Annotated in this window: 15 protein-coding genes; all 15 read right to left on the bottom strand. The window is 71.6% G+C overall.

What is annotated here, in order from left to right; translation table 11 throughout:
• Complete coding sequence (locus ACUP6Y_RS05905; protein ID WP_462554754.1) at positions 1-711, bottom strand: SRPBCC family protein; 711 nt, start codon at positions 709-711, stop codon at positions 1-3.
• A 2-nt stretch (positions 712-713) separates the two neighbouring features.
• Positions 714-1,571 (bottom strand): FAD binding domain-containing protein, encoded by an 858-nt coding sequence (locus tag ACUP6Y_RS05900; RefSeq protein ID WP_462554753.1) that lies wholly within the window; start codon positions 1,569-1,571, stop codon positions 714-716.
• Positions 1,568-4,021, bottom strand: a complete 2,454-nt coding sequence (locus ACUP6Y_RS05895; protein WP_462554752.1) for a xanthine dehydrogenase family protein molybdopterin-binding subunit — start codon at positions 4,019-4,021, stop codon at positions 1,568-1,570. Before ACUP6Y_RS05895 ends, ACUP6Y_RS05900 begins: the two co-directional genes overlap by 4 nt.
• Entirely contained in the window at positions 4,018-4,515 is a 498-nt protein-coding gene (locus ACUP6Y_RS05890) for a (2Fe-2S)-binding protein (RefSeq protein ID WP_462554751.1), read from the bottom strand. The genes ACUP6Y_RS05895 and ACUP6Y_RS05890 overlap by 4 nt, the downstream gene beginning before the upstream one ends.
• Before the next feature lie 202 nt (positions 4,516-4,717).
• Positions 4,718-5,824, bottom strand: a complete 1,107-nt coding sequence (gene bar, locus ACUP6Y_RS05885) for a barbiturase (protein ID WP_462554750.1) — start codon at positions 5,822-5,824, stop codon at positions 4,718-4,720.
• Between the two features lie 41 nt (positions 5,825-5,865).
• Complete coding sequence (locus ACUP6Y_RS05880) at positions 5,866-6,801, bottom strand: carbamate kinase (protein ID WP_462554749.1); 936 nt, start codon at positions 6,799-6,801, stop codon at positions 5,866-5,868.
• Between the two features lie 61 nt (positions 6,802-6,862).
• The gene (locus tag ACUP6Y_RS05875; RefSeq protein WP_462554748.1) at positions 6,863-7,618 is read right to left on the bottom strand and encodes an SDR family oxidoreductase; all 756 of its coding nucleotides are present in this window, start codon (positions 7,616-7,618) and stop codon (positions 6,863-6,865) included.
• Between the two features lie 10 nt (positions 7,619-7,628).
• Entirely contained in the window at positions 7,629-9,626 is a 1,998-nt protein-coding gene (locus ACUP6Y_RS05870; RefSeq protein ID WP_462554745.1) for a hydantoinase B/oxoprolinase family protein, read from the bottom strand.
• A gap of 1 nt (position 9,627) precedes the next feature.
• Complete coding sequence (locus ACUP6Y_RS05865) at positions 9,628-11,706, bottom strand: hydantoinase/oxoprolinase family protein (RefSeq protein WP_462554742.1); 2,079 nt, start codon at positions 11,704-11,706, stop codon at positions 9,628-9,630.
• A 214-nt stretch (positions 11,707-11,920) separates the two neighbouring features.
• The gene (locus ACUP6Y_RS05860; RefSeq protein ID WP_462554739.1) at positions 11,921-13,315 is read right to left on the bottom strand and encodes an amidase; all 1,395 of its coding nucleotides are present in this window, start codon (positions 13,313-13,315) and stop codon (positions 11,921-11,923) included.
• A complete protein-coding gene (locus ACUP6Y_RS05855; RefSeq protein ID WP_462554736.1) occupies positions 13,312-13,950 on the bottom strand; it encodes an SRPBCC family protein in 639 nt (212 codons plus the stop codon). Before ACUP6Y_RS05855 ends, ACUP6Y_RS05860 begins: the two co-directional genes overlap by 4 nt.
• Positions 13,947-16,328 (bottom strand): aerobic carbon-monoxide dehydrogenase large subunit, encoded by a 2,382-nt coding sequence (gene cutA / locus ACUP6Y_RS05850; protein ID WP_462554735.1) that lies wholly within the window; start codon positions 16,326-16,328, stop codon positions 13,947-13,949. Before cutA ends, ACUP6Y_RS05855 begins: the two co-directional genes overlap by 4 nt.
• Positions 16,325-16,828 (bottom strand): (2Fe-2S)-binding protein, encoded by a 504-nt coding sequence (locus ACUP6Y_RS05845; RefSeq protein WP_462554734.1) that lies wholly within the window; start codon positions 16,826-16,828, stop codon positions 16,325-16,327. Before ACUP6Y_RS05845 ends, cutA begins: the two co-directional genes overlap by 4 nt.
• Positions 16,825-17,691, bottom strand: a complete 867-nt coding sequence (locus ACUP6Y_RS05840) for an FAD binding domain-containing protein (protein WP_462554733.1) — start codon at positions 17,689-17,691, stop codon at positions 16,825-16,827. Before ACUP6Y_RS05840 ends, ACUP6Y_RS05845 begins: the two co-directional genes overlap by 4 nt.
• On the bottom strand, positions 17,688-19,049 hold the full coding sequence (locus ACUP6Y_RS05835) for a uracil-xanthine permease family protein (RefSeq protein WP_462554732.1): 1,362 nt from the start codon (positions 19,047-19,049) through the stop codon (positions 17,688-17,690). The genes ACUP6Y_RS05840 and ACUP6Y_RS05835 overlap by 4 nt, the downstream gene beginning before the upstream one ends.
• Between the last annotated feature and the right edge of the window lie 46 nt (positions 19,050-19,095).

Genomic DNA, 19,095 nt, shown 5'->3' with positions numbered 1-19,095 from the left:
TCAGCGGCGCAGCGCCCGCCGCAGGATCACCAGCCCGACCAGCACCGCCAGCGCGGCGCCGATCTGCTTGCCGTAGGTCTTGAGCAGGATCGGCAGCACCGCCGAGCCCAGGTCGAGGGCGTCGTCCTCGGCCGCGACCGGCCGCGGCGCGGCCGCCGGTGCGGGGCCCGGCGGCGGGGTGGGTGCCGCGGCCGCCGGCTCGGGATCGGTCCCGGCGGCCGCGGTGTCGGTGGACTCGGCGGGAGCGGTCCCGGCGGCGAGACGCTGCTCCAGGCAGGACACGAACTGCCCGAGCAGCTTGTCGGAGACGTCCTGCATCACGCCGCGCCCGAACTGGGCGGGCTTGCCGGTGATGGCCAGGTCGGTCAGCACCTCCACCCGGGTGGAGCCGGCGTCGGCCTCCGCCATGGAGACCCTCACCGTGGCGCCGGCCGTCCCGTTGCCGCGCTTGTCGCGGCCCTTCGCGTCCACGACGAACCGGTGGCCGGCCTCGTCGCGCTCGACGAACTTGCCGGAGCCGGCGTACACGAGCGCGATCGGGCCGAGCTTGACCTTGCAGGTGCCCTCGAAGGTCGGGGCGCCGTCGTCGTCCTCGCCGACCGAGGTGACCTGGGCGCCGGGGAAGCACTCGGCGAGGGCGCCGATGTCCTGGAAGTGCGCCCAGGTCGCGTCGAGCGACGTCGGGACGGTGAAGGAGTGGCTGAGGTCCAAGGTCAGCCCCTCCCGGCTGCCGCGAGCACGGCCCGTCGGGTGAGCACGGTCGCGAGGTGGCGGCGGTAGTCGGCGTCACCGTTGAGGTCGCTGGGCGGGTGCGTGCCGTCGGCGGCGAGGGCGGCCGCGGCAGCCACCCCCTCCTCCGTCGCCGGTACGCCGGCCAGCGCCGCCTCGGTCGCCCGCGCCCGCACCGGCGTGGCGCCCATGTTGGTCAGCCCGACCCGCGCCTCGGCGATGGTGTCGCCGTCCATCCGGACCGTCGCGGCGACCGCGACGATCGGCCACTGGTGGGCGATCCGGACGAACTTCTCGTACGCCGCCCCCCAGCCGTCGTACGTGGGCACCCGCACCTCGACCAGGATCTCGTCGTCGGAGATCGCCGTCTCGAAGAGGTCGACGAAGAAGTCGGCGGCCGGGATCTCCCGGGTGCCGCCCGGCCCCTGGACCACGAAGGTGGCATCGAGCGCGAGCGCGGGCGCGCCGAGGTCGCCCGCCGGGTCGGCGTGGGCCAGCGCCCCGCCGAAGGTGCCGCGGTGGCGCACCTGCGCGTCGGCGAGGTGGGTGATCGCCTTGCTGATCAACAGGGCGTGCTCGTGGACGAGCGGGTCCTGGCCGACCTCGTGGTGGGTGGTCATCGCGCCGATCGCGAGGTGGTCTCCCTCGTCGCGAATGCCGCGCAGGGAGGCGATCCGGCCCAGGTCGATCACCCACTCCGGCGCGTTGAGCCGCATCCGGAGCACCGGCAGCAGACTCTGCCCACCGGCGATGATCTTGGCCTCGTCGCCGTGCTCGGCGAGTGCGGCCAGGGCCTCGTCGACCGTGCTCGGCGCGACGTACTCGAAGGCTGCGGGGATCACTGGGCTGCTCCTTCCGACTCGTCGAAGTGGGGTGCGGCGGCCTCGGTCGTCTCTCCCCCGGAGCCGCCGCCGTTGATCGCGCGCCAGACTCTCTCCGGCGTACAGGGCATCGCGACGTCGTGGACGCCGTACGGGCGCAGCGCATCGACGACCGCGTTGACCACCGCGGGGGTGGACGCGATCGTGCCGGCCTCGCCGACGCCCTTGGTGCCGAGCGAGTTGGTCGTCGCCGGCGAGGTGGTGTGGTCGAGCTCGAAGCTGATCGTGTCGGCCGCGGTGGGCAGCAGGTAGTCGACGAACGAGCCGGTCACCAGGGTGCCGTTCTCGTCGTACACCGCCTCCTCCCACAGCGCCTGGGCGATGCCCTGGACCAGCCCGCCGTGGACCTGGCCCGCGACGATGAGCGGGTTGATGACGTTGCCGATGTCGTCACAGCAGGCGTAGGCGCGCAGTCGCACCTGACCCGTCTCCGTGTCGACCTCGACGGCGCACAGGTGGGTGCCGTGGGGGTAGTTGAAGTTCACCGGGTCGTAGGTCGCCTCCGAGTCGATCGACGCCTCGACCCCGTCGGGCAGGTTGTGCGCGGCGAACACGGCGGTCGCGATCTCGGTGATCGCCAGGCCCTGGTCGGTCCCCCTGACGGTGAACCGGCCGCCGTTGAACTCGAGGTCGTCGGCGGAGGCCTCGAGCAGGTGGGCCGCGACCGGCTTGGCCTTCTCGATGACCTTGTCGACGGCCCGCACCAGGGCCTCGCCGCCGACGACCAGACTGCGGGACCCGTAGGTGTCCAGGCCCTTGTGGGAGATCTGGGTGTCGCCGTGCAGCACCTCGACGTCCTCGAACGGCACGCCGAGGCGGTCCGCCACGATCTGGCTGAACGCGGTCTCGTGCCCCTGGCCGTGGGCCGACGCCCCGGTCACGACCTCGACCTTGCCGGTCGCGAGCATCCGCACCTCGGCGTGCTCCCAGCCGCCGGCTCCGTAGTTGAGGCTGCCGAGCACCCGGGACGGCGCGAGACCGCACATCTCGGTGAACGTCGAGACGCCGATCCCGAGCTGGACCCGGTCGCCGCGGGCCCGGCGCTCGGCCTGCTCGGCGCGCAGGGCGTCGTACCCGAACATCTCCTTGGCGCGCGCGGTGGCGGCCTCGTAGTTGCCGGAGTCGTACTCGAGCCCGGCCACCGTGGTGAACGGGAACTCCTCGTGCTTGATCCAGTTCAGCTCGCGGACCTCGAGCGGGTCCTTGCCGAGCTCGTTGGCGAGCTCGTCCATCAGCCGCTCGATCGCGAACGTCGCCTCCGGCCGGCCGGCGCCGCGGTAGGCGTCGGTCCAGGTCTTGTTGGTGAGCACGTTCGTGGTCTGGAACTGGTACGCCGGGAACTTGTAGATCGCGTTGAACATGAACGCCCCGAGCACCGGCACGCCGCCGCCGACGATCGCGACGTAGGCGCCGAGGTCGGCGAGCAGGTCGACCTTGAGGCCGGTGACGTGGCCGTCCTTCGTGGCGGCCAGCGTGAGCCGCTGCCACTGGTCGCGCCCGTGGTGGGCGGTGAGCAGGGACTCGCTGCGGGTCTCGGTGAACTTCACCGGCTTCCCGAGCCGCCGTGCCACCGCGAAGGTGATCATCTCCTCCGGCGTCTGCTGCAGCTTGCCGCCGAAGCCGCCGCCCACGTCGGGCGCGATCACCCGGATCTTGGACTCGGGTACGCCGGTGGTGGCCGCCATCGCGAAGCGCAGGATGTGGGGCACCTGGGTCGCCGACCAGACCGTGATCTGCTCGCCGGTCGGGTCCACGACGGTGCTGCGCGGCTCCATGAACGCCGGGATCAGCCGCTGCTGGCGGTACTCCCGCTCGATCACGATGCCGTTCTCGCGCGCCTCCGCGATGGCCTGCTCGACGTCGCCGCCGGTGCCGGCCTCGGCCGAGTCGAAGCGCCACACGGCGCTGACGTTGGTGCCGAGGTCGGGGTGCGCGAGCGCTCCCCCCTCCTGGTGTGCCGACGCGGCCTGCTTGAGGTCGAGCGCGGCCGGGAGCTCCTCGTAGTCGACCTCGACCAGCTCGGCGGCGTCGCGGGCCTCGGCGGCGCTGCGGGCCACCACGACCGCCACCGTCTCGCCGGCGAAGGCGACCCGGTCGGTCGGCATCGGCAGGTGGACCGGCGTGACCTGGTCGGGCACGATCGGCCAGGCGTTGATGCAGGCGCCCTGGCTCTCGCCGAGGTCCGCGCCGGTGAGCACGGCCACCACATTGGGGGCACCCTTCGCCGCCTCCGTGCTGATCGCCGTGATCCGGGCGTGCGGGAAGGGGCTGCGGACCATCGCCAGGTGCAGCATGCCCGGCAGCGTGATGTTGTCGGTCCAGCGGGTGCGGCCGGTGATCAGGCGCTGGTCCTCCTTGCGCCGGCGATCGCGGCCGATCTCGTGCTGGGTGGGCTCCTGGGTGGCGGTCATGCCGACGCCCCCTCGCTGCTGGCCGAGCCGGTCGAGACCCCGGCGGCGTGCTGCACCGCCCGGACGATGTTGTGGTAGCCCGTGCAGCGACACAGGTTGCCCTCGAGGCCGAGCCGGATCGCCTCCTCCGACGGGCTGGGGTTCTCGGCCAGCAGGTCGACGGTCTGCATGATCATGCCGGGCGTGCAGAAGCCGCACTGGAGGCCGTGGCACTCCCGGAACGCCTCCTGCACCGGGTGCAGGGTGCCGTCCTCGCCGGCCAGTCCCTCGATCGTGGTGACCGCGGCGCCGTCGGCCTGCACGGCCAGCACGTTGCAGGACTTGACGCTCCTGCCGTCGAGGTGGACCGTGCAGGCGCCGCAGTTGCTGGTGTCGCAACCGATGACGGTGCCGGTCTTGCCGAGCTTCTCGCGCAGGTACTGCACGAGCAGCATCCGGGGTTCGACGTCGTCGGTCACGCGCTGGCCGTCGACGGTGAGGCTGATCCGGGTCATGACACTCCCAGTGGGCGAAGGGACCTGTGACCTGACTCACACTAGGAACGTCTGGTTGGCGCCGGGTTGGTGCGCGACCCGGCGCGAACTGACTCCGAAATCACGCCGACCCGGCAGAAGATCTCTGCCGGGTCAGCGCGCGGATCGGGTCAGTCTCGGCCGGGTCGGCGCGAAATTCGGGACAGTTCGCGCCGGGTCGGCATCAGCCCAGGTCGACGATGGCGGCGACGGGGCCGCCGCCCTCCGGGCCCTGGTGGGCGGCGGAGACCGACACGAAGACCGCCGGGTCGCCGGTCACGGCAGCGGTGACGCCGCCGACGCACGACTTGATCTGGCGGTGCCAGTGCACGTCGGAGTCGTCGAGCATCGCGTTGCGGCGACCCCGGACCTCGCCGTTCTGCGACGCCTCGCACTTGAGGAAGACGTTGACCAGCTTGCCGTCGAGGTCGGAGGAGTGCGGGCGCTCGGGCAGGTCGAGACCGGCGTCCTTGATGGCGTTCCAGATGCCGTCCTGGTCGAGGGCGTCGTTCATCACCGAGTGGCCGATCCGGTAGCGGCCGCCGACGCCCGTGGCGTTCCCGACGACGACGATCTGGGCCACGTCGAGCTCGACCCCCGAGGAGCAGGACGCGACCGAGGAGTACAGGTCGCGGTTGTTCATGACGTCCGCGTCGGTCGGCATCTCGATCTCGCCGAGGGCGACGGCGATGCCGAGGCCGGTGACGCCGTTGGACAGGTCCATCGACTCGTGGGTGTGCTCGGTCCAGACCTCCTTGCCGCGGCTGTGCGCGTCGCGGATGGTGTGGATGGTGAGCAGCGGGGTCTTGGTCTGCACGTAGTGCACGTCGGCCGGGTCGGTGATGCCGGCGCGCTCCATGGCGACCTTCACGCCGGCGGCGACCTTCTCGATCATCGCGACGTACCCGATCTCCTCGGGCAGGATCGGCTCGCTCATCGCGAAGCCCACCGTGAGGCGCTGCTCCTCGCGGCTCGGGTCGTCCTCGGCGACGTCGGTGGTGGCGAAGATGGTGGCGTGGGGGCTGATCACGCCGTCGGTGCCGCCGGACCACACGATCGGGACCTGCTTGACCTGGTCGGCCGGGGCGCCCTTCTCGACGAGCACCTCGCGGAAGGCACGGTCGGCGATGATCCGGGTGTAGTCGTTCACCCCGCCGTTGCCCTCGGTCTTGCCGATGATCGCGATGACGCGGTCGGCCTTGAAGACGCCCTCGTCGATGAGCTTGGCCAGCTCGGAGGCGTCGGCGACGGAGTGGATCGGGACCTTGCGGACCTCGATGGCAGAAGGCATGGTCAGCCGTCCTTTCAGTGGTGGTCGGTCGTGCGGGTGGTTCAGTTGGGGGTGACGATGGTTCCGGCGCGACCGTCGGCGGCCGCGAGGATGCTGCCGAGGTCGGTGATCACACCGCGGCGGCCGGAGTTGGCGACGAAGCGGCACACCGCGTCGACCTTGGGTCCCATCGAGCCGCCGGCGAAGTGGCCGTCGGCGGCGTACTTCCGCATCTGGTCGAGGGTGACCTCGCCGATGTCGGCAGCGTCGGGGGTGCCGAAGCCGAGGACGGCGTGCGCGACGTCGGTGGCGATGACGAGGAGGTCGACCTCGATCGCCTGGGCGAGCAGGGCCGCGCCCAGGTCCTTGTCGATGACGGCCTCGACGCCGGCGAGGCTGCCATCGGGGTGGCGCACGGTGGGGATCCCGCCGCCGCCGTTGGCGATGACCACGAAGCCGGCCTCGACGAGGGCGACCGCGGCAGGGGCGTCGAGGACCTCGAGCGGCTCGGGCGAGGCGACGACCCGGCGCCAGCCGCGCTCACCCCGGTCCTCCCAGGTCTCGCCGTGCTCGACCATGGTGCGGGCCTCGTCGGCGGACAGGTACCGGCCGACCGGCTTGCTCGGCGCCGCGAACGCGGGGTCGGCGGCGTCGACGCGGGTGCGGGTGACCAGCGCGGCCGTGGGCCGGGTGAGGCCGCGGGCGGCGAGCGCGCCGTCGAGGGCGTTCATCAAGATGTCGCCGAGGGTGCCCTGGGTCTGGGCGCCGCACCAGTCGAGCGGCACGGGAGGCACGACGGTGGCGGCCAGCTCGTTCTTGACCAGCAGGTTGCCGACCTGGGGGCCGTTGCCGTGGGTGATGACGACGTCGACACCCGCCGCGACCAGATCGGCCACGGCCTCCATCGCCTCGGTCGCGGCGGCGATCTGGTCCTCCGGACGGGCCTTGCCGTCAGGAGATGTCATCGCGTTGCCGCCGAGTGCCAGCAGGATCCTCATGCAGCGAACCTAGTGAGCCGGATCACCGTCGTTCATCGTGAGGATCAGCCAACACCGGCCCTCAAGCCTGGCAACTCCTGCCAGCCAGCTCCCGGCCCACCACGTCGGCGACCGACGCCGGCGCGCGGCCGAGCAGCGCGCCGAGCGGGACACCGCCGGTGGGCAGTCCGTGGTCGTCGTAGTAGTCGAACATGGCCCGCAGCCACGGATGCACATCTCCGCCCGCCGGCACCCGGCGGGCGGTGCGGCCGGCGGCGGCCGCGACGTCGACGATGGTGACCAGGGCCGGTCCGCCCAGCTCGTAGGTCGCGCCGACGTGACCGGTCCGAGTCAGCACCACGGCGGTGGCCGCCGCGACGTCGAGCAGGTCGACCATCCCGAACGGCTGGTCCACCGCATAGGGCACCTCGAGAACCCCCGACTCCTCGGCCGCGCGCAGCGCGGGCAGCAGGTTCTGCGTGTAGGCGCAGGGCTGCAGCAGCGTCCACTCCAGGCCGGAGCGGCGGACCAGGTCCTCCGAGACGGCCTTGCCGAGGTGGTGGGGCATCGCCGGCACGTAGGGCGAGGCGACCGAGTGGTAGACGAGCCGACCGACGCCGACCTGGTGGGCGGCGCCGAGCACCGCGGTGACGTAGGCGGGCTCGTCGGGGTGCAGGTTGGGGGCGATGACATGCACGGCGTCGGCGCCGGCGAGGGCCGCCGGCAGGTCGTCGAACGCGGCCCGGCCCAGGGGGCGTGTCGCCACGCCCGCCCGGGCCAGGGCCACGCCGACGGCGCGGCCGGTCTTGCCGGATCCGCCGAGGATCGCGACCTTCATGTCATCGACCTCAGAGCACGTCCACCGCGGCGGCCGCCGCGCCGCCGGCGAGTACGCCGTAGCCGGGACCGCGGTCGAAGAACGCGTCGTCGGCAGCCGGCGCCGGGCGGGAGGCCCGTTCGGCGGCGGTCGCGGCGGCGTCGTACCCGAGGGTGTCGTCGTCGAGCGAGCCGGTGAGGACCACGCCGTAGTCGGCGCGCGCCGCCTCCGCGGAGACCTTGCGCCACACGACGTCGCGCACGACCAGCTCCGGGGCGCGCTCGAGCGGGTTGCCCCAGCCGCCGCCGCCGGTGGTGCGGATCCGGATGACCTCGCCGGTCACGACGGGCTCGGAGTCGGCGAGGGCGTCGACCTCGCGCTCGTTCGGGCCGCCCGCGTCGATGGTGACCTGGAACGGCTGGCCCGCCTTGCCGCCCTTGACGCCCCAGCAGGCGAGGATCGACCGGTCCGCGATGGACATGAAGTTCGCGTCCTTGAGCATCCGGATGTGCTTCTCGTAGCCCAGCCCGCCGCGGAACTGGCCGGCGCCGCCGGAGTCCATGGCGAGGCCGAGCGACTCGACCACGAACGGGAAGCGCGACTCGGTGAACTCCGTGGGGAGGTTGCGCGAGTCCGGGACGACGTGGATGGTGTCCTCGCCGTCGGCGTAGTAGCGGCCGCCGGAGCCGCCGCCGAGCACCTCGCGCATGAGGTAGGAGCGACCCTCGAGGTCCTCGCCGTACACGCCGGTGTAGCGGATGGTCTCCTGGTCGGCGGGCATCTTGCCGTCGACCGCCTTGGCGATCACCCCGGCCAGCACGCCGAGCAGGCGCAGGATGACGAACGTGCGGGCGTTCGTCGGCGCCGGGAACACCGGCGTGAGCAGGGTCCCCGGGGGCGGGAAGCGCATCTCGATGAGCGGCACCACGCCCTCGTTGACGTCGAGCTCGGCCATCCGCTCGGGAGTGTCGGCGAGGTTGCGCAAGATCGGCGCCAGCCACTTCTTGAGGAAGACGCCGTCGGAGTAGTCGCCGCAGTGGTTGATCGGGCCCTTGGCCTGCGGTCCGGTGCCGTCGAAGTCGAGGATCAGCCGCTCGCCCTCGGGGTCGTCGGCCGCCGTCCGGGTCAGCGTGATCCGCTGCGTGTGCAGCTGCGGCTCGTCGACGCCGTCGTGCTCGGCATAGTCCTCCCAGGTCCAGCTGCCGACGGGGATCTTGGAGAGGATCTCGCGCCGGTAGGTCTCGGTGGAGCGGTCGATCACGGCGTCGAAGCAGGCCTCGACCGTCTCGATCCCGTAGCGGTCGAACAGCTCGCCCAGGCGCCGCGCGCCCATCAGGCAGGCCGAGCACTCGGCGTCGAGGTCGGCGGCCAGCGACTCGGGCATCCGCGAGTTGCGGGTCATGATCCGCAGCGCGGCCTTGTTGGGCACACCGGCGTCCCACAGCTTGATCGGCGGTACGGCGAGACCCTCCTCGAACACGCTGGTGGCGTGCGAGGGCATCGAGCCGGGCACCGCGCCGCCGATGTCGTCGTGATGGCCGAAGGCCTGGATGAAGCCGACGACGCGGCGCTCCCCGTCGGGTCCGGCGAACACCGGGACGGTGACGCACAGGTCGGGCAGGTGGCCGATCCCGCCTTCGGACAGGTAGACGTCGTTGTGGAAGAAGACGTCGCCCTCCTGCATCTCCTCGATCGGGAAGTCCCGGGCGACCGGATGCACGAGCGCGGAGTACGAGCGGCCGGTCAGCTTGCGCAGCAGCCGGTCGTGGATGCCCGCGCGGAAGTCGTGCGCGTCGCGGATCATCGGGCTGCGGCTGGTCCGCGCGATGGCGGTCTCGACCTCGTGCTCGACCGCGGCCAGCGAGCCCTGGACGATCTCGACGAGCACCGGGTCGGCGCTGCGGCCGGCGTCGGCGGTCAGCGTGCCGAACGGGAACAGCGTGGGCGCCCGGCGCGAGCCGGTCTCCGCGTCATGTGTGTGGTCGGCCGGCTGGGTGCCGTTGTGGATGGTCTGGCAGCTCAGGCACATGTCAGTTTCCCTCCGAGCGCGTCACGATGATGTTGGCGTAGTCGTCGACCAGGGCGGTGAAGCCGGGGTGGATGGGCACGGTGGAGCCGAACTCCTCGATGATCACCGGGCCGGCGAGCACCTGGCCGGCGGGCAGGTCGGTGCGCCAGAAGACCGGCGTCTCGACGTACCCGGCGTCGGCATCGAAGCAGATCGAGCGCGAGCCGGTCGGCTGCGGCTCCGGCTTGGCACCGTCGGCACGCAGGATCTCGGGGCGCTTGATCGGGCCGACGCCGGAGACGCGCAGGTTGACGACCTCGACCTGCTGCGAGGCGTCGCCGGAGAAGTCGTAGCCGTAGAGCACCCGGTGCTCGGCGTGGAACCGGTCCGCGACCGTGGTCAGCGTCTCCGCGGTGATCGGCCCGTCCGGTACGCCGACCCGCACCTCGAACGCCTGACCGAAGTAGCGCACGTCGGCGGTCCGCACGAAGACGTGGTCCGCCTCGGCGAAGCCCTCCTTGCTCAGCGCCTCCGCGGCACGAGCCGTGAGGACGTCGTACTCCTGCTGCAGGTCGGCCGGGTCCAGGTTGTCCTGGAGCGCGACGTGCGTCTGCACGTAGTCGTTCTTCACATCGACGGTCAGCAGGCCGAACGCCGAGACGTTGCCCGGGTTCGGCGGGACCAGCACGGTCGGGACGTTGAGGATGTCCATCAGCCGGCACAGCAGCAGCGAGCCGGAGCCGCCGAACGTGGTGAGCGTGAAGTCGCGGACGTCGAGGCCCCGCTTGACGGTGACCTGGCGCAGCGCGTTGGCCTGGTTCCACGCGGAGATCTCGAGGATGCCCGTGGCGCAGGCCTCGGCGGAGATGCCGAGCTTGCCGGCGAGCTGCTGGATCGCCGCGCTGGCCGCGTCGACGTCGAGCGGGATCTCGCCACCGAGCAGGTGGGGAGGGATCCGGCCGAGGAAGACGTGCGCGTCGGTGATGGTGACCTCGTCGCCGCCCTTGCGGTAGCAGATCGGGCCCGGGTCGGCGCCGGCCGAGTGCGGGCCGACCTTGAGCGTGCCCTCGGGCGAGAGCCAGGCGATCGAGCCGCCGCCCGCACCCACGGTCACGACGTCGATCATCGGGATCTTGGACGGGTACACGCCCACGCTGCCCTCGGTGGTCAGCGTCGGATCGCCGTCGATGACGACCGAGACGTCGGTCGACGTACCGCCGCCGTCGGAGGTCAGCACCTTGTCGAAGCCCGCGACCTTCGCGATCAGCGCGGCGCCGAGCGCGCCCGCCGCCGGGCCGGACAGCACGGTGGTGATCGGCTGGTGGACGACCTCGTCGGCCGACAGCACGCCGCCGTTGGACTTCATGACGTAGAACGGGATGGTCCGGCCGCCCTGGGTGGCGAGCCGGTCCTTGATGTTGGTGACATAGCGGCTCAGCTTGGGCTTGACCGCGGCGTCGACGAGCGTGGTCATCGAGCGCTCGTACTCGCGGTACTCCCGCAGCACCTCGCTGGAGATCGACACCACCGCAGCCGGGTGCTCCTCGGCGATGATCTCGCGCATCCGCTCCTCGTGCGCCGGGTTGGCGTACGCGTGCAGGAAGCAGACGCCCAGCGTGTCGATGCCCTTGTCCTTGAACCAGCGCGCGACCGTGCGGGCGCCGTCCTCGTCGAACGGGCGGATCTCGGCACCGGTGAAGTCGAGGCGACCCCCGACGCCCTTGACCAGGTCGCGGGGCACGATCCGGTCCGGCTTCACCCAGAAGTACGAGTTGCCGTAGCCGTCCGGCACCGACTGCCGGGCGATCTCGAGCATCGCCTCGTAGCCCTCGGTCGTGATGAACCCGAGCGCGTCCACCTTGCCCTCGAGGAGCTGGTTGGTCGCGACCGTGGTGCCGTGGCTGACGGCGACGACGTCGCCGAACTCCGCCCCCGCGATCCCCAGCACCTTCTCGATGCCCGCCAAGAACCCGTCGGCCGGGTTCCCCGGCGTACTCGGGGTCTTGGTCGTGACGACCTCACCGCTGTCCTCGTCGAAGGCAACCACGTCGGTGAACGTGCCGCCCGTGTCGATGCCGATCCTGATCCGCCTCGCTGTCATGACTCACATTCAAGTGAGCCACGTCGCGCTGCACGACGGCATGATCTGCCGACCGATTCGGGCTTCGTGGGCAGATGTTGCCTGCCGGCGGCGAGTGCCTGGCGCCGGGTGCAGGTTTCTCAAGGGATGCAGGAGAACCCGCGCTTCCCAGTTCGTATTTGAACGGGGAAGCGCCGATTCTCCTGCATCCCTTGAGAAACCTGCACCGGCACCGTCAGCGGGCGCCAACCAACCCCTCAACCGCCAGGGCGAGCTCGAGCAGCCGCAGGTCCGCACCATGCGGCGCGACGAGCTGCACCCCCACGGGCAACCCCGAGGAGGTGGTGCCGAAGGGCACCGAGATGGCGGGGCAGCCGGTGACGGTGATGAAGTACGCCGATCGCATCCAGTCCAGGTAGGTCGCCATCGGCCTGCCGTTGATCTCGGTCGGGAACTCCTGGTCGGCGGGGAACGGCGGGACCTGGGAGACGGGGAGCACGAGCACGTCGTAGGAGCCGAAGAACGACCGCATGGTCTCCGAGAGCGCCGTGCGCTGGGTGTAGGCGCGCGCGACGTCGGCGCCGCTCAACCCCTCTCCTGCGCGGATGTTGTCGGCGAGCGAGGTCTTGAAGGCGTCGGGGTGCTCGGCCAGCAGGCGCCCCAGCTTGGCCTGGAGGTGCCAGGCGCGCAGGGTGCGGAAGGTGTCCTCGGCCAGGGACAGGTCGGGCGCGGCACCGGACACGGAGGCCCCGGCGCCGGCCAGAGCGGCGCCGGCCGCCTCGACGACGGCGGCGACCTCGTGGTCGACCTCGAGCGCGCCGCCGAGGTCCACGCTCAGGGCCACGCGAAGACCGGCCAGGGACGCGGCCTGCGCGGATGCGAACGTGACGCCCGGGTCGCCCAGCGCCTGCGGCGCCCGGGGGTCGGGCCCGGCCATGACCGAGAGCAGCAGCGCCAGATCCCCGACGTTGCGGGCCATCGGGCCGCCGACGGAGGTGGTCTCCCACTGGTTGTAGAGCGGCCACTCGGGCACCCTGCCCAGGCTCGGGCGCATGCCGACGACGCCGCAGAAGGACGCCGGGTTGCGCAGCGAGCCGCCCATGTCGGAGCCGTCGGCGAGCGGGACCATGCCGGCGGCCAGCGCGCAGGCCGCTCCCCCGCTGGACCCGCCCGCGGAGCGGGTGGGGTCGACCGGGTTCAGCGTGGTGCCGAAGACCTTGTTGAAGGTGTGCGACCCGGCCGCGAACTCCGGCACGTTGGTCTTGCCGATCGTCACCGCCCCGGCCCCGCGCACCCGCTCCACGATCAGCTCGTCGTGCTCGGGCACGTTGTCGGCCATCACGGTGGAGCCGTACGTCGTGCGCCAGCCGCCCACCGCATGGGTGTCCTTGAACGCGAACGGCAGCCCGTGCAGCGGCCCGACCTCCGCGCCCGACGCCAGCGTCTCGTCGGCGGCCAGCGCCCCGGAACGGGCCCGCGCCTCGTCGAGCGAGACGATCGCGTTCAGCTGGGGGTTGCGCTCGGCGATCCGGTCGAGGTGCAGCTCGAGCAGCTCGCGCGCCGAGATCTCCCGCTTCCGTACGGCGGCCGCCTGCTCCCGCGCCGTCGAGTCGACCGAGAGCGAGCTCATCGGCGACGGCCCAGCAGGCCACCCACGATCACGCCCGCGAGCACCAGCCCGCCGCCGACCGCGACCCCCGTCAGGAACGACTCGCCCCCGACCGCGGCGCCGGCACCGGCGGCCCGGGCGGGCTTCGGCGCCGCCGCATAGACCGGCGCGCCCTCGGCGGAGACAGCCGGCTCGGCGGCCGCGACCTCCGCCGGCAGACCGTCCGCGATCACCTTCTCGACGTTGCCGAAGAACTCGGCGGCCATCCGCCGCGAGACGCTGGTCAGCATCCGCTGACCGACCCCGCCGATCATCCCCCCGACGACCGCGTCGGCGTCGTACGACAGCACCGTCTCCTCACCGGAGGCCGCGAAGGTGACCAGCACCGTCGCGTCGATGGTGCCGGGAGCGCCCGCGCCCTTGAGCTTCATGGTCAACCCGTCGTTGACTCGCAGGTCCTCGAGCACGCAGGAGCCCGAGTAGGTCCCCTTGATCGCCGCGACGCCGGCGCTGACCGTCATCGCGTAGGCGTTCTCGCCGGTCGCCGCGAGCTGCTCGCAGCCCGGGATCGTGGCCACCAGGACCCGCGGGTCGAGGATCGCCTCCCAGACCTTGTCGACGGGGGCGGCGATGGTGTTCTGACCGGAGATCTTCACTTCGGCTCCTGAGCGTGGGCCGCCCGGAGCGCGAACAGCTCCGACGGCGAGATGGGCATGGCGGTGATGGGCAGCCCCTCGGCGTCCTCGATGGCGGCGGCGAAGGCGGCGGATCCGGGGATCACGCCGGCCTCGCCCGCGCCCTTGATGCCGAGCGGGTTGAGCGGAGACGGGGTCTCCATGTGGTCGATGTCGATGTGCTCGGGGACCTCGGTGACATAGGGCATCAAGAAGTCCATGAACGAGGCGTTGAGCAGCTGGCCGGACTCGTCGTAGGCCATCCGCTCGTACAGCGCGCCCCCGACGCCCTGCGCGACGCCGCCGTGGATCTGGCCCTCGACGATCATCGGATTGATCAGGTGCCCGCAGTCGTGGACCACGGCGTACTTGAGGATCCGGATCTCGGCGGTCTCGACGTCGGTCTCGACGATCACGGCGTGCATGCCGGAGGCGAAGGTCGAGCGCTGCGGTGAGTAGAAGTCCTTGCCCTCCAGGCCCGGCTCGTCGTCCTCCGCGACCGGCGGCTTGCCGGGGTCGCCGACGCTGAACTGCGTGGCCGCCTTGGACGCCTCGTCGAAGGCGTAGCGCAGCGGGTTGGACAGCACCGCGACGGTGCCGAGCGGGATCGAGCTGTCGGTGCCCTTGACGCTCACGACGCCGTCGACGATCTCGAGGTCGTCGATGTCGGCCTCGAGCGCCTCTGCCGCGATCCGCAGCGCCTTCTCCTTGGCGCGCTTGGCGGCCAGGTGGATGGCCGAGCCGCTCATCACCGCCGCGCGCGAGGCGAAGGTGCCCACGGCGTACGGCATCCGGCGGGTGTCGCCGGTCGTGATCTCGACGTCCTCGAAGCGCACGCCGAGCTCGTCGGCGACGATCTGCGCGAACGCGGTCTGGTGCCCCTGTCCCTGCGTCGTGAGGCCGGTGGCGACCTTGACCTTGCCCGAGGTCTCGATGTTGACGTGCGCGCCCTCATAGGGACCCGCGCCGGTGCCCTCCACATAGCAGGCCAGACCGATCCCGACCCGCTTGCCCTCCGCGGCCTTCTGGGCCCGGAACGCCGCGAAGCCGTCCCAGTCGACGAGCTCCTTGGTCTTGGTCAGCATCGTCGGGAAGTCGCCGGAGTCGTACTCCAGCGGGCGGCCGTCCTGGAAGATCAGGCCCTGGTCGAAGGGAAACTCGTCGGGCTGGATGAAGTTGACCGCGCGTACGTCGGTCCGGTCCTTGCCGAGCTCCTTGGCGATGGCGTCCATGGTCCGCTCCATCACGAAGCAGCCCTGTGGCCGGCCGGCGCCGCGGTAGGGCGTGACGATCACGGTGTTGGTGTAGAGCGAGTCGAACCGCACCCGGTAGGCGCCGGGCTTGTAGGGCCCGAGCAGCTGGGTGGAGGTGACGATCGGGACGATCAGGCCGTAGGGGATGTAGGCGCCGTTGTCGTGCCAGAAGCGCACGTCCAGTCCGAGCACTCGGCCGTCGTCGTCGAAGCCGACCTCGACGTGGTGGACCTGGGCCCGCTCGTGGGCCGAGGAGATGAAGTGCTCGCGCCGGTCCTCGACGAACTTCACCGCACGACCGAGCCGCTGCGCGGCGAGCGGGACGAGCAGCTCCTCGGGCCACGGATGCACGATCTTGACGCCGAAGCCGCCGCCCACGTCGGGCGTGATGACGTCGACCTGACCGAGGTCGAGGCCGAGCTTGGCGGCGACGGCGGCGCGGACGCCGGTGGAGGTCTGGGTGGAGGTCCACACCTGGAGCCGGTTCTGGTCGGGGTCCCAGCGCGCGACGGTGCCGCGACCCTCCATCGGCATGCAGGCGCTGCGCTCGATCTCGAGGTCGAGCGAGAGCCTGTGGGGAGCACCCTCGATCGCCGCGGGGGCGTCGCCGTTGGACTGCTCCATCGACGCGGCCACGTTGCCCGGCACGTCCTCGTGGACCAGGTGGGTCGCGGCCCGAGCGGCCTCGACACCGACGACGGCGGGCAGCAGCTCGTACTCGACGACGATCTTGGCGAGGGCGTCCTCGGCAAGGTAGCGATCGTCGGCGACGACCAGTGCGATGGCCTCACCGACGTAGTTGACCTCGTCCTTGGCCAACGCGTACTGGGTGCGGCCATGGGTCAGGGTCGGGTGCGGGATCAGCAACGGCAGCGGCTCGGTCATCGCCCCGTCGAGGTCCTCGTAGGTCCACACCGCGTGGACGCCCTCGACGTCGAGGACGGCGTCGACGTCGATCGACACGATCCGCGCGTGGGCGTGGGGGCTGCGCAGGACGGCGGCGTGCAGCGCGTCCGGCGCCACGTCGTCGAGATACCGACCGCGACCGGTGACGAACCGCTCGTCCTCGACACGCTGGACCTTGGCGCCCATCATCTTGGTCGTCATGCGGCACCGTCCTCGTCGGTCGACCGGGCCAGCTCGGCCGCGCGGCAGACCGCCTTGACGATGTTCTGGTAGCCCGTGCAGCGGCACAGATTGCCGGCGATCATGTCGCGTGCCTCGTCCTCGGTGGGATCGGGGTTCTCGGCGATGCCGGCGGTGATCGTGGTCAGGAAGCCGGGCGTGCAGAAGCCGCACTGCAGGCCGTGGCACTCGCGGAACGCCTGCTGCACCGGGCCGAGTCCGCCGTCGGGCTCGGCGAGGCCCTCGACGGTGGTGATGTCGTGCCCGGCCGCGGACACCGCGAACATCAGGCAGCTGCGCATCGGCTGGCCGTCGACCAGCACGGTGCAGGCGCCGCAGACGCCGTGCTCGCAGCCGACATGGGTGCCGGTGAGGCCGAGGTCGTGGCGCAGCGCGTCGGACAGCAGCCGCCGGGCGGGCACCGCCGCCGCGTGCTCGACGCCGTTGACGCTCAGCCGGATCTCGTGGGTCTGCTCGCTCACGAGCGCTCCTCCCGTGCGTTCTCGTAGGCCGCGGTGACGACCCGCGCGGTCAGCACCCGGGCGAGGTGCGCGCGGTAGTCGGCCGTGGCGTGGATGTCGGTCTCCGGGTCGAGGGTGGCGAGGGCCGCCTCCGCCCCGCGCGCCAGCGACGCGTCGCTGATCTCGCCGCCGAGCGCCTCGGTCAGGTCGACCACGGTCGGGATGTCGGAGACCGAGAGGTAGCCGGCCTTCGCCGACACCACCCGCTCGTCCTCGACCGCGACCACGGCCGCGACGCCGCACATGGCGTAGTCGCCGTGCCGGCGGGCGATCTCCTCGAAGGCCACCCCGCTGCCGTCCGGCAGAGCCGGGAAGAAGGCCTCGACCGCGATCTCGTCGTGGTGCAGGCTCGACTCGAGCGGGCCGACGTACAGCTCCTCGACCGGGATCGTACGACGCCCGCCGGGTCCGGCGACGTCGAGCGAGCCGTCGAGCAGCCGCAGCACCATCGGCATCTCGGCCGCCGCGTCGGCGTGGACCAGCGAGCCGACCGTCGTACCGCGGTTGCGGATGGTCGCGTGGGCGACGTTGGCGAGCGCGAGGGACACGAGAGGCTGCACCCGGGCGACCTCGGGGTCGCGGAGGACCGCGGCGTGCCGGGCGAGGGCGCCGATCCGGACGCCGTCGGCGCCGACCCGGACGTGGTCCAGGTCGGGCAGGTCGTTGATGTCGACCAGCACGGCCGGTGCGGCCAGCCGCATCGAGAGCAGCGGGACGAGGCTCTGTCCGCCGGCGAGGACCTTGGCCTCCGGGTGCCCGGCCAGGGCCTGGAGGGCTTCCTCCAGGGTCCCTGGCCGGACGTAGTCGAACGGTGCGGGCTTCACAGCCTCTTGGTCACCTCTCCCGATGTGGCCTCGGCGCTGCGTCCCTTCACGGCGTGGAAGAAGACGATGACGAGGATGGTGCCGAGGGCGATGCCGCCGAGCTCGAAGTCGTCGGTGACCTTGAGCGTGACGCCGCCGATGCCGGCGATCAGGCCGCCGGCGAGGCCGACCATGTTGACCGGGTTGCCGAAGTCGACGTTGTTCTCGACCCAGATCTTGGCGCCGACCAGACCGATCATGCCGTAGAGCACGACGGTGATGCCGCCGAGGACGCCGCCCGGGGTGGCGTTGACGATCGCGCCGAACTTCGGGCACAGGCCGAGCAGGATCGCGACGATGCCGGCGACGTAGTAGGCCGCGGTCGAGTAGACCTTGGTTGCCCCCATGACGCCGATGTTCTCGGCGTAGGTCGTGGTCGGCGAGCCGCCGAAGACGCTGGCGAACGCGGTGGCGGCACCGTCGGCGGCGATCGCGCGACCCATGTAGGGGTCGAGGTTCTCGCCGGTCATCTCGGCGACGGCCTTGACGTGGCCGGTGTTCTCGGCGATGAGGGCGATGACGCCGGGCAGGACGAGCAGGATGAAGGTCATCGAGAAGCTCGGGCCGTGGACGACCGAGACGCCGTCGGCGAGCTTGCCGCTCGGGAAGCCGATCCAGTCGGCCGCCTTCACGCCTGCCCAGGAGACGCGGTCGTGGGCGACCGGGTCGGGGCCGGTCGGCAGCACCGAGGTGATCGAGCCGAACATCTTGTCGGCCAGGAACGAGATGACGTAGCCGAAGATGAGGGCGAGGAAGACCGCGATCCGCGACCAGAAGCCCGGCAGCAGGACGGCCGCGCAGACCATGAACGCCGCGGTGGCCAGCGCGATCCACTGGTCCTGGGGCCAGTAGACGCCCGCGACCACCGGGGCCAGGTTGAATCCGATGAGCATGACGACCGCGCCGGTCACGGCGGGCGGCAGGATCTTGTGGATCAGGCCGGATCCGGCGAAGTGGACCGCGACACCGATCACGGCGAGCACCACGCCCGCGACCAGGATCGCGCCGGTCACGTCGGCCGAGTCACCGCCCTGGGCGCGGATGGCGGCCACACCGGCGACGAACGAGGCGCTGGTGCCGAGGTAGCTCGGCACCTTGTTGTTGCAGATCAGCAGGAAGCCGATCGTGCACAGGCCCGAGAACATGATGGCGAGGTTCGGGTCGAGACCCATCACGATCGGGAACACGAACGTGGCGCCGAACATGGCGACCACGTGCTGTGCTCCCAGGCCGACGGTGCGACCCCACGGGAGCCGTTGGTGCGGCGCGACGGGTTCGCCGGGCGCCGGGTCGACTACCTCCCACTTGAACATCGACATGCTGAGTCCTCCTGAATCTGGGGCTGTACTCACTGGTGCCGCTGGG

Source organism: Nocardioides sp. S5-5, assembly GCF_054954065.1.
This window is presented reverse-complemented; position numbering and strand designations above follow the sequence as displayed.